At 71.5% G+C, this 24,050-nt stretch carries 26 protein-coding genes; 13 read left to right on the top strand and 13 right to left on the bottom strand.

The window, feature by feature from the left end; translation table 11 throughout:
- The 3 genes from VGO20_RS09950 to VGO20_RS09940 all read right to left on the bottom strand — a co-directional run.
- Window positions 1-624 (bottom strand): sodium:solute symporter family transporter (locus VGO20_RS09950; RefSeq protein ID WP_414639790.1); only part of this gene is annotated, 624 nt, incomplete at its 3' end.
- Between the two features lie 10 nt (window positions 625-634).
- Window positions 635-910: a DUF4212 domain-containing protein gene (locus VGO20_RS09945; RefSeq protein WP_327502175.1), complete on the bottom strand. Its 276-nt coding sequence runs from the start codon at window positions 908-910 to the stop codon at window positions 635-637.
- Between the two features lie 277 nt (window positions 911-1,187).
- Window positions 1,188-2,369, bottom strand: a complete 1,182-nt coding sequence (locus tag VGO20_RS09940; RefSeq protein ID WP_327502174.1) for an alpha/beta hydrolase — start codon at window positions 2,367-2,369, stop codon at window positions 1,188-1,190.
- Between the two features lie 208 nt (window positions 2,370-2,577).
- Here VGO20_RS09940 and VGO20_RS09935 point away from each other — a divergent pair, with 208 nt between their 5' ends.
- Window positions 2,578-3,147 carry a DedA family protein gene (locus VGO20_RS09935; protein WP_327502176.1) on the top strand — a complete coding sequence of 190 codons (570 nt, stop codon included), beginning with the start codon at window positions 2,578-2,580 and terminating at the stop codon, window positions 3,145-3,147.
- Here VGO20_RS09935 and VGO20_RS09930 read toward each other — a convergent pair.
- A complete protein-coding gene (locus tag VGO20_RS09930) occupies window positions 3,110-4,177 on the bottom strand; it encodes an SDR family oxidoreductase (protein ID WP_327502173.1) in 1,068 nt (355 codons plus the stop codon). The two genes, VGO20_RS09935 and VGO20_RS09930, sit on opposite strands and share 38 nt — an antisense overlap.
- Before the next feature lie 142 nt (window positions 4,178-4,319).
- Between VGO20_RS09930 and VGO20_RS09925 the strand changes: the two genes are divergently transcribed.
- The 3 genes from VGO20_RS09925 (at window position 4,320) to VGO20_RS09915 (ending at window position 7,865) form a co-directional block, all read left to right on the top strand.
- Window positions 4,320-5,321: a glycosyl transferase family protein gene (locus tag VGO20_RS09925; RefSeq protein WP_327502172.1), complete on the top strand. Its 1,002-nt coding sequence runs from the start codon at window positions 4,320-4,322 to the stop codon at window positions 5,319-5,321.
- A gap of 77 nt (window positions 5,322-5,398) precedes the next feature.
- The gene (locus tag VGO20_RS09920; protein WP_327502170.1) at window positions 5,399-5,932 is read left to right on the top strand and encodes a PRC-barrel domain-containing protein; all 534 of its coding nucleotides are present in this window, start codon (window positions 5,399-5,401) and stop codon (window positions 5,930-5,932) included.
- Window positions 5,933-5,936: 4 nt separating this feature from the next.
- Window positions 5,937-7,865: a glycoside hydrolase family 15 protein gene (locus tag VGO20_RS09915; protein WP_327502169.1), complete on the top strand. Its 1,929-nt coding sequence runs from the start codon at window positions 5,937-5,939 to the stop codon at window positions 7,863-7,865.
- 42 nt (window positions 7,866-7,907) lie between these two features.
- Here the strand turns inward: VGO20_RS09915 and VGO20_RS09910 are convergent, their stop codons facing one another.
- Window positions 7,908-8,435 carry a hypothetical protein gene (locus tag VGO20_RS09910; protein WP_327502168.1) on the bottom strand — a complete coding sequence of 176 codons (528 nt, stop codon included), beginning with the start codon at window positions 8,433-8,435 and terminating at the stop codon, window positions 7,908-7,910.
- 40 nt (window positions 8,436-8,475) lie between these two features.
- Complete coding sequence (locus VGO20_RS09905) at window positions 8,476-8,691, bottom strand: hypothetical protein (RefSeq protein WP_327502167.1); 216 nt, start codon at window positions 8,689-8,691, stop codon at window positions 8,476-8,478.
- 185 nt (window positions 8,692-8,876) lie between these two features.
- Between VGO20_RS09905 and VGO20_RS09900 the strand changes: the two genes are divergently transcribed.
- Window positions 8,877-11,153 carry a S8 family peptidase gene (locus tag VGO20_RS09900; protein ID WP_327502166.1) on the top strand — a complete coding sequence of 759 codons (2,277 nt, stop codon included), beginning with the start codon at window positions 8,877-8,879 and terminating at the stop codon, window positions 11,151-11,153.
- A gap of 110 nt (window positions 11,154-11,263) precedes the next feature.
- Here the strand turns inward: VGO20_RS09900 and VGO20_RS09895 are convergent, their stop codons facing one another.
- A complete protein-coding gene (locus VGO20_RS09895) occupies window positions 11,264-11,653 on the bottom strand; it encodes a hypothetical protein (protein ID WP_327502165.1) in 390 nt (129 codons plus the stop codon).
- A 197-nt stretch (window positions 11,654-11,850) separates the two neighbouring features.
- Here VGO20_RS09895 and msrA point away from each other — a divergent pair, with 197 nt between their 5' ends.
- Entirely contained in the window at window positions 11,851-12,468 is a 618-nt protein-coding gene (msrA, locus tag VGO20_RS09890; RefSeq protein WP_327502164.1) for a peptide-methionine (S)-S-oxide reductase MsrA, read from the top strand.
- A 2-nt stretch (window positions 12,469-12,470) separates the two neighbouring features.
- Window positions 12,471-12,953, top strand: a complete 483-nt coding sequence (gene msrB, locus VGO20_RS09885; protein ID WP_327502163.1) for a peptide-methionine (R)-S-oxide reductase MsrB — start codon at window positions 12,471-12,473, stop codon at window positions 12,951-12,953.
- Between the two features lie 33 nt (window positions 12,954-12,986).
- On the opposite strand, the gene VGO20_RS09880 is transcribed toward msrB, so the two are convergent.
- From VGO20_RS09880 to VGO20_RS09870, 3 genes are read right to left on the bottom strand one after another with little or no spacing between them, the layout of a single operon-like run.
- Entirely contained in the window at window positions 12,987-13,421 is a 435-nt protein-coding gene (locus tag VGO20_RS09880) for a PaaI family thioesterase (protein ID WP_327502162.1), read from the bottom strand.
- 1 nt (window position 13,422) lies between these two features.
- Window positions 13,423-14,574, bottom strand: a complete 1,152-nt coding sequence (locus tag VGO20_RS09875; protein ID WP_327502161.1) for an acyl-CoA dehydrogenase family protein — start codon at window positions 14,572-14,574, stop codon at window positions 13,423-13,425.
- A gap of 25 nt (window positions 14,575-14,599) precedes the next feature.
- A complete protein-coding gene (locus tag VGO20_RS09870) occupies window positions 14,600-15,487 on the bottom strand; it encodes an IclR family transcriptional regulator (RefSeq protein ID WP_327502160.1) in 888 nt (295 codons plus the stop codon).
- A gap of 109 nt (window positions 15,488-15,596) precedes the next feature.
- On the opposite strand from VGO20_RS09870, the gene VGO20_RS09865 reads away from it, so the two are divergent.
- From VGO20_RS09865 to VGO20_RS09850, 4 genes are read left to right on the top strand one after another with little or no spacing between them, the layout of a single operon-like run.
- Window positions 15,597-16,367 carry an enoyl-CoA hydratase gene (locus VGO20_RS09865; protein WP_327502159.1) on the top strand — a complete coding sequence of 257 codons (771 nt, stop codon included), beginning with the start codon at window positions 15,597-15,599 and terminating at the stop codon, window positions 16,365-16,367.
- 1 nt (window position 16,368) lies between these two features.
- Window positions 16,369-17,916, top strand: coding sequence for a 3-hydroxyacyl-CoA dehydrogenase (locus VGO20_RS09860; RefSeq protein WP_327502158.1), 1,548 nt, complete (start codon window positions 16,369-16,371; stop codon window positions 17,914-17,916).
- A gap of 8 nt (window positions 17,917-17,924) precedes the next feature.
- Window positions 17,925-19,121, top strand: a complete 1,197-nt coding sequence (locus VGO20_RS09855; RefSeq protein ID WP_327502157.1) for a 3-oxoadipyl-CoA thiolase — start codon at window positions 17,925-17,927, stop codon at window positions 19,119-19,121.
- A 4-nt stretch (window positions 19,122-19,125) separates the two neighbouring features.
- Window positions 19,126-20,316, top strand: a complete 1,191-nt coding sequence (locus tag VGO20_RS09850; RefSeq protein WP_327502156.1) for an acyl-CoA dehydrogenase — start codon at window positions 19,126-19,128, stop codon at window positions 20,314-20,316.
- Window positions 20,317-20,394: 78 nt separating this feature from the next.
- On the opposite strand, the gene VGO20_RS09845 is transcribed toward VGO20_RS09850, so the two are convergent.
- On the bottom strand, window positions 20,395-21,615 hold the full coding sequence (locus VGO20_RS09845; protein ID WP_327502155.1) for a helix-turn-helix transcriptional regulator: 1,221 nt from the start codon (window positions 21,613-21,615) through the stop codon (window positions 20,395-20,397).
- 145 nt (window positions 21,616-21,760) lie between these two features.
- Here VGO20_RS09845 and VGO20_RS09840 point away from each other — a divergent pair, with 145 nt between their 5' ends.
- Together VGO20_RS09840 and nfi are read left to right on the top strand one after the other, a co-directional pair.
- The gene (locus VGO20_RS09840) at window positions 21,761-22,246 is read left to right on the top strand and encodes a cupin domain-containing protein (RefSeq protein WP_327502154.1); all 486 of its coding nucleotides are present in this window, start codon (window positions 21,761-21,763) and stop codon (window positions 22,244-22,246) included.
- A gap of 48 nt (window positions 22,247-22,294) precedes the next feature.
- Window positions 22,295-22,963, top strand: coding sequence for a deoxyribonuclease V (gene nfi, locus VGO20_RS09835; RefSeq protein ID WP_327502153.1), 669 nt, complete (start codon window positions 22,295-22,297; stop codon window positions 22,961-22,963).
- Here nfi and VGO20_RS09830 read toward each other — a convergent pair.
- Together VGO20_RS09830 and VGO20_RS09825 are read right to left on the bottom strand one after the other, a co-directional pair.
- A complete protein-coding gene (locus VGO20_RS09830) occupies window positions 22,946-23,557 on the bottom strand; it encodes a GDSL-type esterase/lipase family protein (protein WP_327502152.1) in 612 nt (203 codons plus the stop codon). The two genes, nfi and VGO20_RS09830, sit on opposite strands and share 18 nt — an antisense overlap.
- Before the next feature lie 55 nt (window positions 23,558-23,612).
- Window positions 23,613-24,050, bottom strand: a 438-nt coding sequence (locus tag VGO20_RS09825; RefSeq protein ID WP_327502151.1) for a hypothetical protein, incomplete at its 5' end; no start/stop codon positions are given.

The raw sequence follows: 24,050 nt of genomic DNA, 5'->3' as shown, positions 1-24,050 counted from the left end.
CACCGCGCGCATGCCGCCGAGCATGGAGCAGACCAGGATGCCGATCAGGCCGACGAAGACCGCGACCTCGAACTGGATGCCGAGGAAGCGCGAGGCGATGAGGCCGGTGCCGGTCACCTGCGCCACGATGTAGGCGAAGGAGCAGGCGAACAGGATCACGACGCCGATCAGGCGGGCGAAGTTGCCGCCGTAGCGCGCGCCCAGGAAGTCGGGCACGGTGTAGGCGCCGAACTTGCGCAGATAGGGCGCGATCAGCACCGCGACCAGGACGTAGCCGCCGGTCCAGCCCAGCACGAAGGCGAGGCCGTCGTAGCCGAGCGAGTAGAGCGTGCCGGCCATGCCGATGAAGCTCGCGGCACTCATCCAGTCGGCGGCGGTCGCCATGCCGTTGTAGACCGCCGGCACCCGCCGGCCGGCGACGTAGTACTCGCTGACCTGCATCGTGCGCGACAGGATGCCGATGCCGGCATAGACCGCGATCGTGAAGAACACGAACAGGTAACCGATGATCTGGTTCGGTACGCCCACGTATTCCAAGATCGCGAGGAGGATCACGAAGCCGATGAACCCACCCGTGTAGATCGAGTAGATCCGGCCGAGATTGCTGGTGAAATCGCCTTGCATAACGACGTCCTCACTCCTGCTCGTCGACGCCGAATTCGGCGTCGATGTCGTTCTGCCGCTTCGCGAACCAGAAGATCAGCGCCACGAAGACGATGAGGGATCCCTGCGCGGCCATGTAGAAGCCGAGCGGGAAGCCCAGGATCACGATCTCGTTGAGGGATTCGACGAAGAAGTGGATGCCGAAACTGAAGATGAACCATACGGCCATGCAAATCAGCATCAGCCCCTTCGTCTTTTGCCAGTATCCGGCTGTATCGATGGTTCGATCGGTGGATGCATTTTTCATGAGTGCGCGTTTCCTCCCCAAACCGATAGTCCGAGGCCCGGCAGGGCATGCCCAGCGGGGCGTGACTGTGGCAATTTTTCGTCTAAAACGTTCGTGCCGACTCCCAGACAAGGTCTTCCGTACGGGCGGATGCGGCTGGGACAGATCACACCCGTCGCTCCGGATGGTTTTGCACCGTATTGCGGACGATATCGATAGTAGCAAGCCGTGTAAACCACCTCGTCACTTTCGGGGTGCTCCCCCTGGCGAAGTGTAGGGGGCACGGCACCAGTCGCCTTCAGTCGATCCGATGCATGAGGATGCGCAGTTCGCTCGTACCGTCGGCGGCTCGCCAAGTCCCCGCGAGCCTGCCGTCGGCACGCAGCCGGTATTGGAGGCGGTTGAGACCCGGTTCGTCGAACACGAGTTCACTTCCCGACTGCCGGCCCTTGCGGGCGGCGGTCTCAGGCTCCTGCCCTGGAACCACCCCCGGCCCGATCGCGTAGGTCGCCGCGACGGAACCACCGGAGACCGGCTGGACGGTCAGCAGGACTTCCCGGCCGTTGACGTAGAAGCCGTACCAGCGGCCGGCGAAGGGCGAGCGGGGCTCGCCGCCGGCATTGCCCGCCGAGCCGCCCTGCACCGACGCCATCTGCGCGCTGGGAGCCCGCCCCCAGGGCTGCTCGCACGGCCGGGCCGCCGTGCGGCGGGCCGGGTCGAGGAACTCCGCGATGCAGGCGCCGAAGCGGCGGACGAACAATCCGGTGTTGGCGGCGCCGTGCCCCGGCAGGTCGGCCGGCTGGTCGACGACGAGGTGATCGAGCCCGCGCCGGGCCAGGATCGCCTCGACGCGCTCCGCCCGCCCACCGGGATCGAACTCGTCGCCGTGGAAGAAGAACATCATGACCCGCGGCGTGCGCACGTTCTCGACCAGCGGATAGAGCCGGGACGCGTTCAGTCGCCAGGTCGCGTGCGAATCGGAGAAGTCGCCGAAGGCCGCCGGCGCGGTCGCGACGACCGCGTCCACGCCCTCGACCGCGGAAGCCGCCATCAGCGACAGGAACGCGCCGAAGGACTGGCCGGCGAGCACGACGTGCCGGTACCCCCGCCGGCGCAGTTCGCCGACCCAGCCGGCCAGGACCTGCGAGCTTCCGGGCAGCGAGTCCGACAGCGACGGCCGCTCGAAGCGCCACACGTCCCAGCCGGCGTCGCGCAGGCCGGCGAGCCATGCCGGGGTCGACGCCGTGGAATCCTCCACCTCGAGCGAGCGGCCGTGGCTCCAGATCACCGCGCCCTTGGCGGCTCGCGGGCCGGCCATCGCCTGCTCGAACCCCGGAACCAGCCGCATCTCGCCCGCGGCCCCGGGCACGGCGGCACCGGAAACGGCCGGGAGGAGGATCAGGAGGACGGCCAGGAGGGCCCCTCTCGCCGCTTTCACGGCCCCCTCGACCATGGCCGGGATCGGTCTCATCGGTCGCATGACGATCGGCGGGTCCCTTGCTGAGGCTGACCCCACCGATGATGGTTTGGCGCGAGTTAACCAAACCTTTCGGACAACCCCCTTCTTTCGCGTCGAGCCCGGAGTCGGCAATCCCGTGTCTGCTCCCTATCTATGGCCGGCCCCGGGCTGTAGACTGGAACCGGGCGCAGAGTCCGGCCGTCGAGGGGAGATCTCCGTCTTGGAGTTGATGGACCTGATCCGCGAGTATGGGGATCTCTACTACGCCATCGTATTCGCGTGGACCTTCCTCGAGGGCGAGACGTTCGTGATCTTCTCGGGCGCGGCGGCGCGCGAGGGGATACTCGACCTGCCGACCCTGATCGCCTGCGCCTGGATCGGAAGCTTCTGCGGCGACCAGTTCTATTTCCTGGTCGGGCGGCGCTACGGCGCGCGCATGCTGCGGCGGTTCCCGCGCCTGAAGGGCGGCGTCGACAAGGCCTTGTCCCTGCTCGCGCGCTACAACACCGGCTTCATCCTGACCTTCCGCTTCGTCTACGGCGTTCGCAACGTCAGTTCCTTCGCGATGGGCATGAGCCCGATCGGCTGGGGCCGCTTCGCCGGCCTCAACTTCATCGCCGCCGGCCTGTGGGCCTTTACCTTCGCAGGTGCCGGCTACCTCGCGGGAGCGGCGCTCCAGCACGTCCTGGGCGATCTCGCGACCGGCCTGGGGGTCGTGATGCTGGGACTTTTCCTGATCGCGCTGTGGGCCCTGTTCCGCTTCAGCCGGCGCCGACCCGCCCCGGCATCGGGCGACTGACGGGGACCGCCGCCGCGTCCCCGCGGCGGACCGGGCCATCGGCACGGCCCGAGGCACCCGGGGCGCCCATGCGGGCCAAGGCACCCGCGGCCCCCATGCCCACCGCCCCGATCCCCGCGGCGATCAGCGCCGCCCGCATCGGCCTGCGCCGATGGCGCCAGCCGCCCGTCGTCCCCGTACCCTCCGCCACCGGCGCCAGGACGTTGCCGTCCGTGACCGGGCCGGCTTCTGCGCGTGCCAGATAGAGGTCGAACCACGCCGCCTGGAGTGCCGCCGCGAACCGGGGCGCCACGGCGCCGGCGAGGCGCGCGAGCACGGCCTGCACACCGATCAGCGCGCTCGGCCGCGGACGTTCGGCCAGGTCGGCGATCCTGCGGGCGACGCGCTCGGGCCGGATCATCACCGGCGGCGGCACCAGGCGGCGCCCCGTGTAGTTGGCGCCATGCGCGAAGCCCGGCGTGTCCGCCACCGAGGGATAGACCGCGCAGACATGGATGCCGGGCCAGTGGCGCAGCGACGCCCGCAGGCTCTGCGTGAAGCCATGCACCCCGAACTTCGAAGCCGAGTAAGCGTCCGCGTAGGGTGTGGCGAGGAACGAGCCGAGCGAGGCCGTATTGATCAGCACGCCCCGCTCCTGGACCAGGAACCAGGGGACGGCGGCGTGCGCGCCATGCATCGCGCCGAAGAGGTTCGTCTCGACGACCCGGCGGTGGACCTCGACCGGCGCGTCCCAGAAACGGCCGAACAGCCCCACCCCGGCATTGTTCACCCAGACGTCGATCGAACCGAAGGTCTCGACCGCCGTGCGCGCGAGCTGCTCGACCGCCTCGGCGTCGGTGACGTCGGTCGGCAGGGCGAGCGCCTCGCCGCCCTCCGCCGCGCAGGCCCGGGCCGCCCGCCACAGCGGCTCCGGCCGGCGCGCCGCCAGGACCACCCGCGCCCCGCGCCGCGCGAACTCGATCGCGGTCGCCCGCCCTATGCCGCTCGACGCGCCGGTCACCACCACCGTCGATCCCTGCAAACGGCCCATGCCGTCTCCTCCCTCGGTTAGCCTGAAGCGCCAACAGCACGAGGACCGATCCATGCCGCGGCGCTTGGCCGCCGGCCCCGCCCCGTGTCAGGCTGCCGCCCGGCATGCGCCGGAGGGCGCGAACGAGACGCGAGGAGCATCCGTGGACGAGGACGGGACCGGCAGCGGCGAGCATCCCTTCGCAAACTGGCTGCGCATCGTCGGCAAGGGGCCGGGCCGCGGCCGCGCGCTCGACCGGCAGGAGGCACGCGACGCCTTCGCGGCGATCCTGGAACGCCGGGCCGAGGACCTGCAGGTCGGCGCCTTCCTGCTGCTGCTGCGCTACCGCGGCGAAACGCCGGAAGAGCTCGCCGGTTTCGTCGAGGCGGCGCGCAACCATCACGGCTGGCCGCCCCTCGGCGGACCTTCGGCCGCCGACCTCGACTGGCCGAGCTACGCGACCGGCCCTTCGCGCGGAGCGCCATGGTTCCTGCTGTCGGCGCTCCTCCTCGCCCGCGCCGGCGTCCGGGTGCTGATGCACGGCGTCCAGCCGCCCGACAATCCCCGCTCGGCGGAGGCGATCGCGGCCCGGCTCGGCCTGCCGACGGCGACCGGCCCCTCGGAGGCGGCCGCCCATCTGCGCGACGCTGGCTTCGCCTATGTGCCGCTCCGGTTCATGGCGCCGGCCCTCGACCGGTTGATGGGGATGAGGCCGCTGCTCGGCCTGCGCACGCCGGTCAACAGCCTGCTGAAGCTGGTGAACCCCGCGGCGGCGCCGGCGGTGATCCAGGGCGTGTTCCACCCACCCTACCTGGACCTGCACGCCCGCGCCGCCGCGGCGCTGGGCCAGCCGCGCTCCTCGGTGTTCAAGGGCGGGCGCGGCGAGGCGGAGCGCAACCCGCTGAAGGCGTGCACCGTGCGCCTCCAGCACGGCGAGGCGTGGTCCGACCTGGAGTGGCCGCCGCTGCTGGGCAGCGGCCGCGGCGAACGGCCGGAGCCGGCCTCGCCCGACCACCTGCTGGCGGTGTGGCGACGCGAGGCGGAGGACCCCGTCGGCGAGGCGTCCGTGCTGGGCACGGCGGCGATTGCGCTCGCGACCGCGCGGCCGGGCACCAGCCCCGAGGACGCGCTGCGCACCGCAAGGGAGCTGTGGACGGCGCGCTGACGCCCGCCGCGTCCATATGTCCGCGAAACGGGAAGCCGTCCCCCCTGTTGTTCCGGGTTCAACGCTGGGAGGGAATCTTGGTCGACCGTACGCGCGTCCGCGCTTCGATGCCGCTGGGGAAGGCCCTGCCGGCCGCCCTGGCGATCGCCTTGCTGGCCGCTTCGCCGGCACGATCCGACCCCTCTGCCGACCCCTCTGCCGACCCCTCTGCCGAACGGACCGCGGAAGCGGCCGGCGAGGCGCTGCTGGAGGCCGGCGAGGCGATCGGCACCGGAGCCGAGCGGCTCGCGGAGACCGCGATGCCGGCGCTCCGGCGGGCGGGAGAGGTGATCGCGTCGGGCGCCTCGCATGTCGGTGCCGGCATCGACGAGGCGTTGCGCGAACGCGGCATCGGCACGCTGGAAGGCATGGAAGTCGTCGACGGCGCCGGCCGGCGGGTGGGCGAGATCACGTCCGTCGAGCGGACGCGGACCGGTACGACCGCCATGGTCGCGACCGGCGGGCTCGACGGAAGCCGCACGAGCGTCCCGGTGGAGCGGCTGCGCCTGACGGAAGACGACACGCTGCTCCTCGTCGAAGCGGCGCCGGCGGACGGCCAGCGCGACGAGTAGGGCGATGAACGGGATGCGAGCGCCGCGGCAGCAGGTCGAACTGCCTGCATTGCGCGTCCTGGAGGGGTCGGGGCGCCCGGACCTGCCGCTGCGCGACTACGGCCTGATCGGGGACTGCCACGGCAGCGCGCTGGTCGGCATCGACGGCAGCATCGACTGGTGCTGCTTCGATCGCTTCGACGCCGCTCCGGTCTGCGCGCGGCTCCTCGACCGCCGGCGGGGCGGCTGCTTCGAGATCCGACCCGTGGAGGCCGCCCGGGCACGCCGCCGCTACCTGCCCGAGACGAACGTCCTCGAGACCACGTTCGAAACCACGTCGGGCCGGGTGAAGCTGATCGACTTCATGCCCTTGAGAAGCGAGGCGCCCCAGGGGACGACCGACTTCACCGCGATCGGGCCGGCCGGATGGGTGGTCCGCATCGTCGAGGGCGAAACCGGGCGGGTCGCGATGCGCCTGTGGTACCAGCCGGTCCGGGACGGCCTGGAGATGCGGCCAGCCGCACTCGGCCTCGAGGACCGGGCCTGGCGCTCGGACGGGCTTCCGTCCCTGTTCGCGGACCTGCCGCTGGAGGGCGGAGACGGCCGCGTCGCGGGCGTCTTCGATGTCGCGGCAGGCGAAAGGCGCACGGCCGTGCTGGCGCCGGGGGGCCTGCCGGGCCCGCTCCCCCGCGACCGCGCCGACACGATGCTCGCCAGCACCGTCCGATACTGGCGCGGATGGAGTTCGGCGACCTCGTACGACGGTCCCCACCGTGAAGCCGTGCTCCGCAGCGCGCTGGTGCTGAAGCTGCTGACCTACGCCCCGACCGGCGCGATCGTCGCCGCGCCGACGACCTCCCTGCCCGAGGGGATCGGCACCGCGCGGACATGGGACTACCGCTTCTGCTGGCTGCGCGATGCGGTGCTGACGCTGTTCTCGATCCTGAAGATGGGGCATGCCGACGAGGCCCGGGATTTCCTGCGCTTCCTGGTGGGCGCTTGCGAGGAGACGTTGCCGCGGGTCCTGCCGCTCTACGCGGTCGGGGGCGGGGCCGGCAGGGAGGAGCGCATCCATGAAGATGCCGCCGGCTATCGCGGCAGCCGCCCGGTCCGCTCGGGCAACGAGGCCGTCGAGCAGCATCAGCTCGACGTCTACGGCCAGGTCATCGACCTCGCCTACGTGATGAAGCGCATGGGCGGAACGCTCGACCGGGAAACGGAGCGCGTCGTCGAAGCGCTCGCGACGTTCATCGCCGGGCACTGGGAGGAGCCCGACGCCGGCATCTGGGAACCCAGGCTGCCGCCGCGCCGGCACACCCACAGCGCGATCCTCGCCTGGGTCGGCCTGGACCGCGCGGTCCGGCTGCTCGGCGAACGGGAGGAATGGTGCCGCGCCCGCGACGGCGTCCTGGAGACGATCCGCAGCCGCGGCATCCATGCCGACGGCCACCTGACGCAGATCCTGGACGGCGAGGAGACGGATGCAGCACTCCTGGTGGCGCCGATGCACGGGCTGCCGCTCGACGACGCCGTCGTCTCCAGGACCGTCGACCGGGTCCGGCGGGACCTTGGCTTGGGGGACGGCGGGCCACTGATACGCCGCTACCGCACCGACGACGGGCTGGCGGGCCGGGAGGGCGCGTTCCTGATCTGCTGCTTCTGGCTGGTGGACGCGCTGCTCCATCTCGACCGCGGGGAGGAGGCGCGCAGCCAGTTCGAGGAGCTGATGGCCCTGTCGAACGACCTCGGCCTCTATCCCGAGCAGATGGCGGCGGACGGGACGTTTCTCGGCAACCTCCCCCAGGGATTCACCCATATCGGGCTGGTCCACAGCGCGCTGTCGCTCGACCTCTACGAGCGGCACGGCGTCGAGGCGGTCCGCGGCACCCATGCCGACCGCGCCGCCCATCTCGCCGAACGGTACGACCGCCTCCGGGAAATGTGGGGGACGTGACGCATCCCCCGTCCTTCCCGCCGCTGCGCGGCGCGCCCTTCCTCAGTCCGGCCCGTGGCTCCTGGCCCGCTGCTCGGCGACCGGGTCGATCCTGGGATGCTCGGGATCCGACGGGCCGGGCGCCGCGTCCGCGCCGCGCATCGCGGTGGCCGCGGCGCCGAGGCCGGCCCGGTCCTCGTCCCGGTACATGCGCCCGCGCTCCGCGGCATCGACGCGGCCGTGCCGGGCCAGGACGTCGAGCGCGCGCTCGACCTGCCCGGCGTCCAGTTCCACTATCAGCAGCGAGCCGCCGCGCCGAACCCCTTCGGCATAGACCTGGGCGTCCTGTTCGGGAACGCCCAGGTCGGTGAGCGCGTGCAGGTCGGTGCCGGGCACGCCGAAGCCGCGGCTCTCCTCGACGGCGCCCACGCCCGTCTGGGCGTTGAAGCCCTCCCCCGGAGGAACGGCGTCGGCGGCGCCGCTGACCACCCGGGTGCGTTCGCGCGCGATGCCCGAACCCTCCAACTCGTCGACCGCGCGATAGGCGGCCGCCGCGTCGTCGTAGAGAGCGACCAGGGTCTTCTCGTTCATCCTTGTCTCCTCGTCTTCGATCTCCAACCCCGGCCGCGGCTCACAGCCACCACAGCAGGGCCACGATCAGCAGCAGCACCACCGCTGCCGGGACCAGCCAGCCGGCGGCGGCCGACGTGCCGCGGCCGACGGGCCGGGCAGTGCCCGTGGTGCCGGTGGTGCTGGTAGGCTGGGCGGGACGGTTCGGGCGGTCGTAGACGGCGACCCGTTCCGGAGCCGCCTCGGGGCGATCTTCCCGGGAGTTCCTGTCCGTCATGTCGGTTCCTCGTCTGTTCGATCGAATCCAACATGGCGCCAGCGCGCATGGTTCCGGGCGTCCGACCGGTCAGCAGAGGCATCTTCCCTATTATTAACCGCTCGTTAACCTTAATATCGCATTAACCATGATCCGAGACGCCACAGCAAACAGCGGCCGGATCATCGATGCGCAAAGCCCCTACCGTGCCTGTCCTTTCCCGCCGCAACCGCCGGCTCGCTGCGGCCCTGGTCGCCCTCGTGCCGCTGTCCGCCTGCACCGGCGGCGGCACGGGTGCGGCGAATCCCGGCCCGACGACGACGTCCGCGCCGCCGGGTGCCACGGCGCTGCGGGTCCCCATCGCCTACGACACCAGCGAATATCGCACGAGCACGGCGCTCGACCGGATCGGGGCCGGAGCCGCCTACGCCCACGGCGTCACCGGGCTCGGGCGCACCGTTGCGGTGATCGATTCCGGCATCCGGGCGACGGACCCTGAATTCGCCGGCGCGCTGCATCCCGCCTCCGCCGACATGGTGGCGGCGCGCGCGGGCGCCCCGCTCGCGGACGAGCGCGGCCACGGCACCGGCGTCGCCGCCGTGATCGGGGCACGGCGCAACGATACGAAGACGCACGGCGTCGCCTTCGACGCCCGGATCATGGCGCTGCGGACCGACGCGGCGGGCGCAGACGGCCGGTCGACCGGGCTCCACTACCAGTCCGACCTCGCCGCCGCGACCCGGCGGGCGACGGCGCACGGCGCCGACGTGCTGAACTTCTCCCTGGGCGGCGTCGCCCCGGCGGGTGACCTTTCCTCGGCGCTGGCGGGCGCCGCACGGGCGGGGGCGGTGCTGGTGGCGGCCGCCGGCAACGGCGGCGACGCCGAGCCGGCCGGCCTGGGCCTGTGGTTCGCCTCTCCCGCGGCGCAGGGTGCCGGCGTCGTCGTCGGCTCCGTCGATGCGAACGGGACCATCTCCGACTTCAGCAACCGCGCCGGCAGCGCACGGCAGTTCTATCTGGTCGCGCCGGGCGAGCTGATCCGGGCGATCGACGCGCAGGGCCGCTCGGCTCTATGGAGCGGCACGTCGTTCGCCGCCCCGCACGTCTCCGGCGCCGCGGCGCTGCTCCGCGAGGCCTTCCCCAACCTGACCGGCGCGCAGATCGTCGACATCCTGCTGCGCAGCGCCACCGACCTGGGCGAGCCGGGCACCGATGCCGTCTACGGCCGTGGCATGCTGAACCTGGAGGCGGCCCTCGCCCCGCTCGGCGAGACCGTCATCCCTGCCGGCGAAGCAGTGGACGGGGCCGCGGACGCGCTCGCGGCCACGACGCTGGCGGTGGGCGGCGCGGTCGGCGACGCGCTGTCGCGCAGCGCGGCCCTGTCGCGCATCATGGTCCTGGACGAGTACCAGCGCCCCTACCGCCTCGACCTGTCGGGCCTCGCCGCGGCGCGCCCGGCGGTCAGGGACATCGCCGGCTGGCTCGGCGCCGGGACGCCGCCCCTCATGGTTCATGGCGCCGGCCCGGCCGGTGGGCGGGTGAGCCTGATCGAGCAGGCCCGGGACGAACGGCTCGCCGACGATCCGGCCGGCCCGGCCGGCCGGCGGGCCGCCGCCTTCACCGCCGATCTCGGCGGGTCGAGCGTCACGATCGCCAGGGGGCTGGCGGCGGGCCACCGCTTCGGCATCTCGGCAGAGGAACACCTCGGCACCGGCAGGCTGATCGCGGGCGACGCGATCGAATCGCCGTGGCTGTCGCTGGCCGGGGACGGCAGCAGCATCGTGCTGGACGGCATCGACGCCGGCCCGGCCTCGCTGCGCTTCGGCATCGCCGAGGGAGACGGCCGGACGGCCCATGACGGGCGCGAGGCGAACCGGCGCACCGCCTGGCAGGCGGAACTTACCGCGCCGCTGGGCGCCGGGCGGGCCGGCGTCTCGGTCGGCGGCCTGACGGAATACGGCTCGATCCTTGACACGACGGGCAGCGCCGGCTTCGAGACCGACGGCAGCCGCGTCGACACGCGCTTCGTGGGCCTGCACGCGACGATGCCGGTGGCGGGCGTCGACCTGTTCGGGTCCTGGTCGTTCGGCCTGACGGAGGGAACGCGGATCGGCGACGGCCTCGTCCGCTCAGTCTCGGACCTGCGGTCGGAGACCTGGACGCTCGGCGTCTCGGCCTCCGGCGTGCTCGCGCCGGGCGACCGGATGACGGCGGCGGTGACCCGCCCGCTCCGGGTCGCCGCGGGCGACGCGCTGCTGGACGTGCCGGTCGCCCGTACCCTCGACGGTCAGGTGGTGCGCGAGAGCGAGCGGGTCTCGCTCGCCCCGTCGGGCGAGCAGCTCGACCTGCAGCTCGGCTGGCGCCTGCCGCTCACCGGCCGGTCCGAGCTGGAGGCCGGCGCCCTTCTCTCCCTGGAGCCCGGCCACGTGGAGGGCGCGGACCCGGAACTCGCGGCCGGCCTGAAGTGGCGCAAGCGGCTATAGGTCCGCGAAAGGCTCATGGCCCGGATGCTGCCAAGCCATCCGGGAAATGCAGCGCCGCCGCCTCCACGTCAGGAGGTGGACGGCACTGCAGGTCGGCAAGCGTCCGGACGTCAGGCACCTGGCATCAGCCCCCGGCGCGCCTTGCTCCAGATGCGTCGGCGAATATCGGGTTCCTGAAACCCGGCTACGGCGGCGAAGGGAGAGCTGAGCCGCAGCCGCTCCATCTCTTCCGACCTCTCGGTGAGACGCCGCCGCAACACGCCGGGGTCCAGGCCGAGCAGCCGTTCCCATTCCAGCATGCAGGCCAGCTTCGGGCGGTCCCTGGACCCACTGCGAAGCGCATCGCGAGCACGGTCGATCAGGGCCGGCTCCACTGCCAGACGCCTTGCCACCAGCCGGTGCATCATCAGCTTCGCACGATCGTTGACCGCCTCCGCGCTGACCCGCGGCGACCGTGCGAGACCCTGTATCCGGCGTTCAACCCGATCGCACTCGTCCATCAGGGACTCCACCGCTTCATCACAGCATGTACCGCTTCCCGTACCGGCCTTCAAGGCCACTGGGCCTCGACGCACCGGGGCGCGGCCCCGGATCGACGCACCGCCATGGCCAAGGCAATCCCGATCCCTATATTGATGGGCGGCCGTCCATCGGATAGCGAACCGGCGGCCGCTTTCGGAGATCGAGGAGGTCCACCTTGTCCCTGCGGATCGATCCACGCGAGTTCCCGGATCCCGTCGAGGATCTGCGGCAGGAGGCGCCCTCGGCGGCCCTGGTGCTCGCCGGCGGATGCTTCTGGTGCACGGAGGCCGTGTTCAGGCTGCTCGACGGCGTGACGGCGGTCCGCCCCGGCTATGCCGGAGGCTCCTCCGACACGGCCGACTACCAGACCGTATGCACCGGGCGCACCGGGCATGCGGAAGTCATCGAGGTCACGTACGACCCGGCCAGGATCACCTACGGCCAGATCCTGAAGGTCTTCTTCTCGGTCGCGCACGATCCGACCCAGGTCGACGGGCAGGGCGCGGATCTCGGCACGCAGTACCGCTCGGCGGTCTTCCACACGAGCGAGGAAGAGCGCCGCGTCGCCGAGGCCTATATCCGCCAGCTCGACGCGGCCCGCATCTTCGACGCGCCGATCGCGACCCGCCTGGAGCGGCTGGACCGGCTCTACCCGGCCGAGGACTACCACCACGACTACGCGGCGCGGAACCCGAGCCAGCCCTATATCCGCGCGGTGTCGACCCCCAAGGTCGAGAAGCTGAAGAAGACCTACTCGGACCGGCTGAAGCCGGGCGCCGCGACAGGGAGGTGACCATGACGACCCGCTCATCCGCCGGCTTCGACCTGACTCCGCCCTCTCCCGACCGGCAGCGCGAGCTGGCCGCCCGCCTGACGCGCGAGGAGCGCGAGGTGCTGCTCGAGCACGGGACGGAGGCACCCTATTGCGGCACGCTGCTCGACAACCACGTCCCCGGCGCCTATTGCTGCCGGCTGTGCGGCCTGCCGCTGTTCCGTTCGGGCGAGAAGTTCGAGTCCGGCACCGGATGGCCCAGCTTCACCGCACCCTTCGACCCCGCCCATCTCCGGATGGAGAACGACACCAGCTACGGCATGGTGCGGACCGAGATCCAGTGCGCGCGGTGCGGCGGCCATCACGGCCACGTCTTCCCCGACGGCCCGCCGCCGACGGGCCTGCGTTACTGCATCAACTCGGTCTCGCTGGTGTTCGTGGAGGAGGGCGAGCCGTTTCCCGACATGCTGGAACGCGGAGAAGCGCGGCCGGCGGCGGCGGACTAGCCGGGCGACTGCCGGCTGCCGACTGAACGGAGTTCACGCCGGCACGCCGTGCGGGTCCTCGCTGCCGGTGCGATAGCGGAACGTGCCCTGGCCGACGGCGAGCACGGTGCCGTCGGGCCCCCTCACCTCTCCGGTGCAGGCGTAGACGCGGGTGCCGCCGCCGGCGACGCGGGCGCTGGCCCGCACCGTTCCGGACGAGCACTGGCCGGTGAAGGAGGTCGTCAGCGACAGGGTCACGGTGGTGCGCTTGCGCCCGGGATGGGGGCAGAAGGTGCCGGCGAACCCCATCACCGTGTCCAGCAGGGTCGACAGCACGCCGCCGTGGAGCACGCCGGCGCGGTTGAGGTGCTGCGGCCCGACCTCGAGCTCCAGCACCGCGCCGCCTTCCTCCCAGGCGGCCAGCCGATAGCCGACGAGGTCCTGGAAGCCGCTCCGCCGCTCCGTGCCGAGCAGGCCGTCCCCACCCATCTCAGCCGGCCTCCCGGACCATGTTGCGCGCGATCAGGATCTGCTGGATCTGGGACGTGCCCTCGTAGAGGCGGAACAGCCGGACGTCGCGGTAGAAGCGCTCGACCCCGTAATCGGCGACGTAGCCGGCGCCGCCGAAGATCTGCACCGCCCGGTCGGCGACCCGGCCGACCATCTCGCTCGCGAACAGCTTGCAGCACGATGCCTCGGTCGAGACGTTGAGGCCTTCGTCGCGCCGGCGCGCCGCGTCCATCACCATGCAGCGCGCCGCGTAGGCTTCGGTCCGGCTGTCGGCCAGCATCGCCTGGACGAGCTGGAACTCCGCGATCGGCTTGCCGAACTGCACGCGCTCCATCGCGTAGCGCAGGCTGTCGCGCACGAGGCGCTCGGCGACGCCGACGCAGACTGCCGAGATATGGAGGCGCGCGCGGTCGAGCACCTTCATCGCGGTCTTGAAGCCCTGCCCCTCGCGCCCGCCCAGCAGCGCCGAGGCCGGCACCCGGCAGTCCTCCAGGATCACGTCGGCGGTGTGCGCGCCCTTCTGGCCCATCTTGCGGTCGTTCGGGCCGATGCGCAGGCCCGGCGTGCCCGCCTCGACCAGGAAGGCCGAGATGCCGGCCGCCCCCTTCTCCTCGGGGTTCGTGCGCGCCATCACCGTGAACAGCCCCGCCTCGGGCGCATTGGTGATGAAGCGCTTCGTGCCGTTCAGCACGTAATGGTCGCCGTCCCGGCGCGCAGAGGCGCGCAGGCTCGCCGCGTCCGAGCCGCTGTCCGGCTCGGTCAGGGCGAAGGCGCCGATCAGCTCGCCGGACGCGAGGCGCGGCAGGTATTCCCGCCGCTGCCCGTCGGTGCCGTCGATGACGATGCCTTGCGAGCCGATGCCGTTGTTGGTGCCGACCAGCGAGCGGAACGCCGGCGAGGTGCCGCCGAGCGCGAAGGCGACCTGCACCTCCTCGCTCATGGTCAGGCCGAGGCCGCCGTATTCCTGCGGGCAGGACATGCCGAACAGGCCCAGCCGGCGCATCTCCGCGACGATGTCGGGCGGGATCGCGTCCTCCTCGGCCACGCGCTCCTCGCTGGGCACGAGCCGCTCGCGCACGAAGCGCTCGACGGTGGCCAGAAGCTGGCCGAAGGTTTCCTGGTCGAGGGCCATGACCGGGGGCTCCCTGGTTGCGAGGTCAGCGCCGCGTCAGCGCCGCCTCGACGTTGCGGACGAGGTTGACGAGGCGCGGGCCGATGTCGCGCTCCAGCCGGTCGGGCGGCAGCAGGAAGGCCGGCCCGCCGCAGTTGAAGGCGAGGATGCCCGACCCGTCGGGCGGGATCAGCGGCACGCCCACCGCATGGACTTCGCGATGCCAGTCGCCGACCCCGATCGTGAAGCCGCGCGTGCGGTAGTCCTCCACCGCCCGCTCGATCCCGGCGCGCACGGCCGGCCAGTTCTCGGGGTCGCGGCGGGCGAAATGCGCCATCAGGTAGCGCCGCTCGGCCTCCGGCAGCGCCGCCAGCAGGGCCCGGCCCATCGCGGTCGTCGAGATCGGGATGCGCGAGCCGATCTCGAGGCGCAGCGTCACCGCGGCATCCGAGCGGCAATGCTCGAGATAGACCATGGTCAGACGGTCGCGGCTGCCGACGGACACCGACGCGCCGGCATGGTCGGCCAGTTCCTGCATGAACGGCCGGGCGACCTGGCGGATACCCATGTTCGCCAGCGCCGCGTATCCCAGCGAGAGCACCGGCGTGCCGAGCTGGTACTTGCCCAGCCGCTCGACATGGACGAGGTAGCCGAGCCGGGTCAGCGTGTGGGTCAGCCGCGACACCGTGGGCTTGGGCAGGCCGGCGCGCTGCGCGATCTCCTGGTTGCCGAGCAGCGGCTCGGCCGGGGTGAAGGCACGCAGCACCTCCAGCCCGCGGGCCAGCGCCACGACGAACTGGCGGTCCTTGACCTCGTCGGCGGCGAGTTGCTCGGCCGCCTCGACGTCGGGCGCCTCACCACTGGGCGCCTCACCGTTGGGCGCCCCGCCGGTGGATGTCATGCCGGCGCCGGCCGCGTCGTCGATGGAGGTCATGCCGGATACGCTCCGTTGCGGGATTGCCAAGACGATAGGCTCGGCTTAAGCTCGCCGTCAATCCTGCGAAACGCAATTTCGCACAGCGAAATCATCAGGAGGAACGGTGGTGTCGGAGGTCCTGCTCGAACGGCCCGAGGACGGCGTGGCGGTGCTGCGCATCAACCGTCCCGAGGCCCGCAACGCGCTGAACATGGCGGTCCGCACGCAGCTTGCCGATCACTTCCGGGCCCTGGCCGCGGACGCGGGCGTGCGCGCGGTGGTCATCGCCGGCAGCGAGGACTGTTTCGCGGCCGGCGCCGACCTGGGCGAGATGGCGGATGCCGGCGCGATCGAGATGATGCAGCGCAACACCCACCTGCTGTGGCAGGCGATCGCGGACTGCCCTGTGCCGGTGATCGCGGCGGTGAACGGCTACGCGCTCGGCGGCGGCTGCGAGCTGGCGATGCACGCCGACATGATCGTCGCCGGCGAGGGCGCCAGGTTCGGCCAGCCCGAGATCCGGGTCGGGATCATGCCCGGCGCCGGCGGCACCCAGCGGCTGACCCGGGCGGTCGGCAAGTTCAAGGCGATGAGGATGGTGCTGACGGGCGAGCCGGTCCCGGCACGCGAGGCCGACGCGATGGGGCTGGTCAGCGAGGTCGTCCCGGACGCCGACGTCCTGCCCCGCGCGATCGAACTCGCCCGCAAGGTCGCGCGCATGCCCCCGCTCGCGGTCCGGCAGATCAAGGAGGTTCTGCTCGCCGGCCAGGACGCGCCGCTGTCGGCGGCGTTGCTGCTGGAGCGCAAGGCCTTCCAGCTCCTGTTCGCCTCGCGCGACCAGAAGGAGGGGATGCACGCCTTCCTCGAGAAGCGCAAGCCCAGCTACGAGGGCCGCTGACATGCCGGACGCGAACCGATCCGACCTCGTCCTGGGAATCGTCGGCACCGGCACCATGGGCCGGGGCATCGCCCAGATCGCGGTGGCCGCCGGCATCGGCGTGCTGCTGCTCGATGCCAGGCCGGGTGCGGCCGAGGACGCGCGCGCCGGCATCGCCGCCACCTTCGACATGCTGGCCGGCAAGGACCGCATGGAGCGCGGCGCCGCCGAGGCGGCCAAGGCCCGGCTGCGCCCGGTGGACGGGGAGGCCGCGCTCGCCGGCTGCCACGTCGTCGTCGAGGCGATCGTCGAGGACCTGGAAGCCAAGCGCGCCCTGTTCGCGCGGCTGGAGCCGATCGTCGGCGAGGACTGCCTGCTCGCGACCAACACCTCCTCGCTGTCGGTGACGGCGATCGCTTCCGGCTGTGCCCGGCCAGGCCGGGTCGGCGGCTTCCACTTCTTCAATCCCGTGCCGCTGATGAAGGTGGTCGAGGTCATCGACGGCGTGCTGACCGATCCCCGGACCGGCGACGCGCTGACCGGACTCGCCCGGCGCATGGGCCACCGGCCGGTGCGCGCGGCCGACACGCCGGGCTTCATCGTGAACCATGCCGGGCGCGGCTTCGGCACGGAGGCTTTGCGCATCCTCCAGGACGGCATCGCCTCCTTCGACGAGATCGACCGCATCCTGCGCGACGCGGCGGGCTTCCGCATGGGCCCGTTCGAGCTGCTGGACCTGACCGGGCTCGACGTCTCGCATCCCGTCATGGAATCGGTCTACGGCCAGTTCTACCACGAGCCCCGCTTCCGGCCTTCCCACGTGCTGCGCCAGCGCCTGACGGCCGGCCTGCTCGGGCGCAAGGCGGGCCGCGGCTTCTACGCCTACGAGGGCGGCAGGCAGGTTCCCCTGCCGGCACCGGCCCTTCCGCAGGGAGAGAGGCGGCCCGTATGGATCGCGGCCGACGAGCCGGGCTGGCGCGACGATCTGGCCGGGATCGTCGACGGCGCCGGCTGGCAGCTCGACCCCGGCGAGGTCCCCGCGGCCGGCTCGCTGTGCCTGGTGGCGCCGCTCGGCCGCGACGCGACGACGACGGCCCTGGCGCTGGGCGCCGACCCGGCGCGCACGGTCGCGATCGACCTGCTGTCCGGGACGCTGTCCGGGCCGCCGTTCGGGACATCGGCGCGCCGTGTGCTGATGACGACGCCCGCGACCGCGGCGGCGTTCCGCGACACGGCCGCGACGCTGGCGGCGGCGGACGGCACGCCGGTCTCGCTGATCCACGACAGCCCCGGCTTCGTCGCCCAGCGCACGCTGGCCACCATCGTCAACATCGCGTGCGAGATCGCCCAGCAGCGCATCGCCTCGCCCGAGGACGTCGACGACGCGGTCCGGCTGGGCCTCGGCTATCCGCTCGGCCCGCTGGCCTGGGGCGACGCGATCGGCCCGCACCGGCTGCTGCGCGTGCTCGGCGCGCTGCTCGACGCCACCGGCGACCCGCGCTACCGTCCGAGCCTCTGGCTCTCGCGCCGGGCGCGGCTTGGCCTCTCCCTGCTTTCTCCCGAAGGATGAACGGCTCCATGGACGCTTACATCTACGACGGGCTCCGCACCCCCTTCGGCCGACATGCCGGGGCGCTTTCGGCCGTCCGCCCGGACGACCTGCTCGCCCACGTGATCCGCCGGCTGATGGCGCGCAGCCCCTTCGACCCGGCGCAGATCGAGGACGTGGTCGCCGGCTGCACCAACCAGGCGGGAGAGGACAGCCGCAACGTCGCCCGGCACGCGGCACTGCTGGCCGGCCTGCCGTCGGACGCCGGCGGCATCACGGTCAACCGGCTGTGCGGCAGCGGGCTGTCGGCCGTGCTGGACGCCGCCCGGGCCGCCGCCGCCGGCCAGGGCGCGCTGTTCGTCGCCGGCGGGGTCGAGAGCATGAGCCGTGCGCCCTTCGTGTTCGCGAAGTCCGAGACGCCGTTCTCGCGCGAGGCGCGGGTCTTCGACAGCACGATCGGGTCGCGCTTCCCCAACCCCGGCCTGGTCCGCGCCTTCGGCAACGACACGATGCCCGAGACGGCGGACAACGTCGCCCGCGACCTGGGCATCGGGCGCGAGGACAGCGACCGCTTCGCCCATGAGAGCCAGCGCCGCTTCGCCGCCGCGGCCGCCGCCGGCTTCTTCGAGGGCGAGATCGCGCCGGTGGAGATCCCCGGCCGCAAGGGATCGGTCCAGACCATCTCGGCGGACGAGCATCCGCGGCCCGACACGACGATCGAGAAGCTCGCCTCCCTGAAGCCCCTGTTCGAGGGCGGCGTCGTGACCGCCGGCAACGCGTCGGGCATCAACGACGGCGCGGCGGCGCTGCTGGTCGGCACGGACGCTGCCGGCGAGGCCGTGGGCGCCGCCCCGCTCGCCCGCATCGTCTCGGCCGCGATCGCGGGGGTCGAGCCGCGGGTGATGGGCCTCGGCCCCGTGCCCGCCGGCCGCAAGGCGCTGGAACGGGCGGGGCTCCGGCTCGCCGACATGGACGTGATCGAGATCAACGAGGCTTTCGCGACCCAGGTGCTGGGCTGCCTGAAGCTGATGGAGGTCCCCTTCGACGACGCGCGCGTCAACCCGAACGGGGGCGCGATCGCGGTCGGCCATCCGCTCGGCGCGTCGGGGGCGCGGCTCGCGCTGACGGCGGCGCGGCAACTGCAGCGGACGGGCGGGCGCTATGCGCTGGTCGCCATGTGCATCGGGGTGGGACAGGGTGTCGCCGCCGTATTGGAACGGGTGTGAAACGATGAGCAAGCCTGATTTTCCCAAAGCCGATTTCCAGTGGGAGGACCCGCTCCTCCTCGACGACCTGCTGAGCGAGGAGGAGCGCCTGGTGCGCGACAGCGCGCGCGCCTACTGCCAGGACAAGCTGATGGGGCGCGTGCTGGAGGCGAACCGGCACGAGGTGTTCCACCGCGAGATCATGAGCGAGATGGGCTCGCTCGGCCTGCTCGGCCCGACGATCGAGGGCTATGGCTGCGCCGGCGTGTCCTACGTCTCCTACGGCCTGATCGCCCGCGAGGTCGAGCGGGTGGACAGCGGCTACCGCTCGGCGATGAGCGTCCAGTCCTCTCTCGTGATGCACCCGATCCACGCCTACGGCACCGAGGAGCAGCGGCAGAAATACCTGCCCGGCCTCGCGTCCGGCGAGCTGGTCGGCTGCTTCGGCCTGACCGAGCCGGACGCCGGCTCCGACCCCGGCTCGATGAAGACGCGCGCGCGCAAGGTCCAGGGCGGCTGGTCGCTGAGCGGCGCGAAGCAGTGGATCACCAATTCCCCGATCGCCGACGTCTTCGTGGTCTGGGCCAAGGACGACGAGGGCACGATCCGCGGCTTCGTGCTGGAGAAGGGCATGAAGGGGCTGAGCGCGCCCAAGATCGAGGGCAAGTTCTCGCTGCGCGCCTCGACGACCGGCGGCATCGCGATGGACGAGGTGTTCGTGCCGGAGGAGAACCTGCTGCCGAACGTGAAGGGGCTGAAGGGGCCGTTCGGCTGCCTCAACAACGCGCGCTACGGCATCTCCTGGGGCGCCATGGGGGCGGCGGAGTTCTGCTGGCACACCGCGCGCAGCTACACGCTGGAGCGCAAGATGTTCGGCCGGCCGCTGGCGGCGACGCAGATCATCCAGAAGAAGCTCGCCGACATGCAGACCGAGATCACGCTCGGGCTGACCGCGGCGCTGCGGCTCGGCCGGCTGAAGGACGAGAACCGGGCGGCGCCGGAGGCGATCTCGCTGATGAAGCGCAACAACTGCGGCAAGGCGCTCGACATCGCCCGCACCGCACGCGACATGCTCGGCGGCAACGGCATCTCCGACGAGTACCACGTGATCCGCCACGTCATGAACCTGGAGGCGGTTAACACCTACGAGGGCACCCACGACATCCACGCCCTGATCCTGGGCCGCGCGCAGACCGGCATCCAGGCGTTCTCCTGACCACCGCGCCGCGCCCGGCCGGCACCCGCCGGCGGGGCGCGGCACGCCTCCCGTAACGGACTGCCGCCCCATGCCCGCTCATCGGACATGCGGGGATAGACTTGCCAGGTTGGCCATAATCCTGACCAGGTCGGACTGCCTGCTGACCGATACCTTCTTGAATATGGCCTTGATCTGATTCCTGACGGTGCCGACGGAGACGTTGCCTGCCCGTGCGATCTCCTCGGGCGTCGCACCCGACACCAGACGGACCGCGACACGAGCTTCGGCAACGGTGAAGCCGAATGCTTGCCGCAGCATCGAAACGGGCAGAGCGATTTCTCTCATGGGATCGATGACGCTGACGACGCAAGCGCCGTCAGTTCCGGCTCCGGAAGCGAAAAGCAGGGGCTCGAATCTCGCGACCAGGTAACCTTCTTTTTTGTTTTTTGCGATCTTCAACACCGAACCCGCGGCTGGATGCTTTGCGTCGCAGAGCTTCTTTATAAGACGATGCAGAATGTCGGTTTGGTCTCTGGAATTTGCGTGCAACCGCATTCGATCCAGACGAAGACAATCTGCTCGGCCAACGAGTTCCATGAAGTGCTGGTTGGCATCGACCAGAAATGCGTCCCTACAGACGATCCCGAGAGCGACCGCTTCATGCCCGCGGGCCAGCATCCGGATTCCCGGCATCCGCGACGGCTCCGGGCATGGATCTTCCGGCGGTTCGCAGTCGGCGTCGCCACTGCTCTGCCGCCGATCCGGTCCTCTGAATGAAAGCAGCCGAATGACCGAGGCCAGGCCGGTCGTCCTCCGGCCGCCGTCTCCGAAGGGCAGGACCAGGCGAAGATAGGTACGCGGCATGCCTGCGTTCGCATGCTCGACCCGAATGACGCTGGCTTGGTTCATCCACGCTGCCGTGGTGTGATCGATGAGGCCGGCCTCCCGCAAACTCGCATCCGGATAGTCCGAAATACGCGTTCCCGAGAAGTCGCGGCCGTCGATACGCGCCCGCGGATCAAATCTGGAGAAGGTCCAGAGGTTCGGATCCTCCGATCCGGTCTCTATGGTATGCACGATGACGCCGGGAGACCGATCCGCGAGCACCATGACATCGGCCAGCGCGGGAAATCGCCTTCTCTCCCTCTCGGCCGTCCAAAGCCGGGCGAAGGGCCTGAAATCCTCCACCTGCTCGGCCGCATCGAATCTGTAGCTTTGTCTCGTCACCGGCCGATTGGCATTGGATGGCTGGAAACGCCTATGTTCCAGCCGGAACGGATCGAGCGCACGTAGATCGAGAGGCCGAACCACAACCACTACGGTACCCTCCAGTCCCTCATCATGCGCTCAGGTTATTGTGGAAGGCGGACGTGATCAACGTAGCCTCGGCGCCGATGACGAAGGGACGGCCGGCTTCGGGGCATGGTAGTCTGGACGCACGAACGGCACGGGGGAGGAGACCATGACAAGCGCACATGACCATCCGGACTGGCGCGAGCACGGGGTCAAGGTGATCCCCGGCAGCATGCTCGATGCCAACACCCCGCAGAGCCCGGGCATGAACCGGGCGGCCGCCATCAACTTCGCGCGCGCGGGCGCGCAGAAGCTGTGGGCCGGGACGGTCACGATCCACGCCAACGCCAAGACCGGCGCGCATCACCATGGCGAGCTGGAAAGCGTGATCTACGTCGTGCGCGGCAGGGCGCGCATGCGCTGGGGCGAGCGGCTGGAATACGTGGCCGAGGCCGGGCCGGGCGACTTCATCTTCGTGCCGCCCTTCGTCCCCCACCAGGAGATCAACGCCAGCAGCGACGAGCCGCTGGAATGCGTGCTGGTGCGCAGCGACCAGGAGGCGGTCGTGGTCAACCTCGACATCCCCGCCGCCGAGGCGGTCGAGGAGGTGCGCTGGGTCGACCCGATCCATCGGTCGGCCCCGGGCCAGGACTGAGCAAGCGGGCTGGTGCAGCATTCCCGGCCGGGGAGTGTTTAACCGGCCATGCAGGACACCCTCGACCCGGCCCTGTGGCCGACCACGCCCGAAGCCGCCCGCCCGGTGCAGATCGAACTCGCCCGCAAGGTCGAGCGCGAGGACCGGCTGGGGGAGGTCAGGCTGCTGGCCGCCCTGGACGGTCACTACGCCGCCGACGGCGACACGACCTGGGCCGCGGCCGTGCTGGTCCGGATGCCGGAGATGGAGCTGGTGGGCAGCGCGCTGGCGAGCCGGCCGACCCGCCTGCCCTACATACCGGGCTTCCTGTCCTTCCGCGAGGCGCCCTCGATGCTGGATGCGCTGGCCCTGCTGGGAACGCGGCCGGACCTGCTGCTGGTGGACGGCCACGGCACCGCGCATCCGCGCCGGCTGGGCGTCGCCTGCCATGTCGGCGTGCTCGCCGACCTGCCGACGATCGGCGTGGGCAAGTCCCGCCTCGTCGGCCGGTTCGAGGAGCCCGGCCCGGTAAAGGGCGACTGGAGCCCGCTGCTCCACCGGCGCGAGACGATCGGCGCCGTGCTGCGCACCCGCGAGAAGGTCAACCCGGTCTTCGTCTCGACCGGCCACCGCGTCGGCCTGGAGACCGCGATCGGGCTCGTCCTGTCGCTGACCGGCCGCTTCCGGCTGCCCGAGCCGATCCGCTGGGCCGACGCCCTGTCACGCCTGCACGCCTGATCCGGGACCGAGCCAAGCCCGCCAGGCCGCCCAGCCGCCGATCAGGCCGGCGAGGGCCGAGTATCCCCCGGCGTTCGGATGGGCGCCGTCGCCTTGTGCGGCCTCCCGCCGCCACGCCCCGCACGAGGCCATCGCGGCGAACGCGTCCATGTACGGCACGTCCAGCCTCGCGCAGAGCGCGCCGAGATCGCGGGCCAGCGCGGCGATGCGCGCGTCGGTCGGCGGCCCGCCCACCGGCAGGGGGCCGATCATGAGCGTCGGCCGCCAGGCCCGGGCGGCAGACAGGACGGCCTCGGCGTTCGCCAGCGCATCGGGCGCGGCCACCCGGACCCCCTCGGCCCCGTCAGGCGTGCAGTCGTTCGCGCCGAACGAGAAGACGAGCCGCCCGTCCTGCCCGTCCGGCAGCCTCGCCTCGGCTTCCCGCCGCCAGCGCGCGGCGACGTCGGCGCTCGTGTCGCGCCGGACCCCGAGATTGTAGACGGTGAGATCGTGGCCGGTGGCGCGGGCGGCTGCGCACACACGTCCGACCCAGCCGAGGCAGGCGTCGTCCCCGGTGCCGTTCACGAAGCTGTCGCCGATGAAGCAGATGCGCATCGCGCGACCTTGCCGCGCGGCAAGAAGTAGTGCAAGTGCGTGGCGTGCCGGCGCGTCACGGCGGCGCGGTATAGCGCCGGTTCACCGCGTCGAGCACGCGCCGGCGGCTGTCCTCGGCCGACCCGCCGGCGTTCTCCGCCTCTCCGGCCTCGGCGGCAAGCTCCTCGTCGCCGATGCTGTCCGCGAACCAGCGGGAATAGTCGCCGCGGCGCAGGTGATGCAGCCAAGTCTCGTCGTCGACGCCCTCGGATAACTGGACGAACAGCGTCAGGTTCTGCGCGCGCAGGTTCAGGCGCCCCTCGGGACCGCGGAAATAGAAGCTCTTCTCCGGGGCCAGGCTGCCCTCCGCGTATTTGCGCAGATGGCGCTTGTGGTCGGCGCGCGGCTCCTTCGCGCGGAAATGCACGGGCGTGCCGCCGCCCCGCGGGTCCCACAGCAGCGCCTCGTGCTTGCCGAGCTCGACCTCCCCGATGTCGGGCGCCGATACGCCGAC

Source organism: Arenibaculum sp. (assembly GCF_035998295.1).
Classification (GTDB): Bacteria; Pseudomonadota; Alphaproteobacteria; order Azospirillales; family Azospirillaceae; genus DASYHS01.
Note: the sequence above shows the minus strand (reverse complement) of the source record. Positions and strands in the feature narration are given on the sequence as shown.

Excerpts from the sequence above, each read along its gene's own strand:
- VGO20_RS09895 (WP_327502165.1), bottom strand. The coding sequence starts at position 11,653 with ATGGACGAGTGCGATCGGGTTGAACGCCGGATACAGGGTCTCGCACGG.
- VGO20_RS09905 (WP_327502167.1), bottom strand. The coding sequence starts at position 8,691 with ATGACGGACAGGAACTCCCGGGAAGATCGCCCCGAGGCGGCTCCGGAA.
- VGO20_RS09860 (WP_327502158.1), top strand. The coding sequence starts at position 16,369 with ATGCCGGACGCGAACCGATCCGACCTCGTCCTGGGAATCGTCGGCACC.
- VGO20_RS09945 (WP_327502175.1), bottom strand. The coding sequence starts at position 910 with ATGAAAAATGCATCCACCGATCGAACCATCGATACAGCCGGATACTGG.
- VGO20_RS09840 (WP_327502154.1), top strand. The coding sequence starts at position 21,761 with ATGACAAGCGCACATGACCATCCGGACTGGCGCGAGCACGGGGTCAAG.
- VGO20_RS09830 (WP_327502152.1), bottom strand. The coding sequence starts at position 23,557 with ATGCGCATCTGCTTCATCGGCGACAGCTTCGTGAACGGCACCGGGGAC.
- VGO20_RS09935 (WP_327502176.1), top strand. The coding sequence starts at position 2,578 with ATGGACCTGATCCGCGAGTATGGGGATCTCTACTACGCCATCGTATTC.
- VGO20_RS09855 (WP_327502157.1), top strand. The coding sequence starts at position 17,925 with ATGGACGCTTACATCTACGACGGGCTCCGCACCCCCTTCGGCCGACAT.
- VGO20_RS09875 (WP_327502161.1), bottom strand. The coding sequence starts at position 14,574 with ATGGCCCTCGACCAGGAAACCTTCGGCCAGCTTCTGGCCACCGTCGAG.
- VGO20_RS09915 (WP_327502169.1), top strand. The coding sequence starts at position 5,937 with ATGAACGGGATGCGAGCGCCGCGGCAGCAGGTCGAACTGCCTGCATTG.
- VGO20_RS09850 (WP_327502156.1), top strand. The coding sequence starts at position 19,126 with ATGAGCAAGCCTGATTTTCCCAAAGCCGATTTCCAGTGGGAGGACCCG.
- msrB (WP_327502163.1), top strand. The coding sequence starts at position 12,471 with ATGACGACCCGCTCATCCGCCGGCTTCGACCTGACTCCGCCCTCTCCC.
- VGO20_RS09880 (WP_327502162.1), bottom strand. The coding sequence starts at position 13,421 with ATGGGTGGGGACGGCCTGCTCGGCACGGAGCGGCGGAGCGGCTTCCAG.
- VGO20_RS09940 (WP_327502174.1), bottom strand. The coding sequence starts at position 2,369 with ATGCGACCGATGAGACCGATCCCGGCCATGGTCGAGGGGGCCGTGAAA.
- VGO20_RS09930 (WP_327502173.1), bottom strand. The coding sequence starts at position 4,177 with ATGGGCCGTTTGCAGGGATCGACGGTGGTGGTGACCGGCGCGTCGAGC.
- nfi (WP_327502153.1), top strand. The coding sequence starts at position 22,295 with ATGCAGGACACCCTCGACCCGGCCCTGTGGCCGACCACGCCCGAAGCC.
- VGO20_RS09870 (WP_327502160.1), bottom strand. The coding sequence starts at position 15,487 with ATGACCTCCATCGACGACGCGGCCGGCGCCGGCATGACATCCACCGGC.
- VGO20_RS09910 (WP_327502168.1), bottom strand. The coding sequence starts at position 8,435 with ATGAACGAGAAGACCCTGGTCGCTCTCTACGACGACGCGGCGGCCGCC.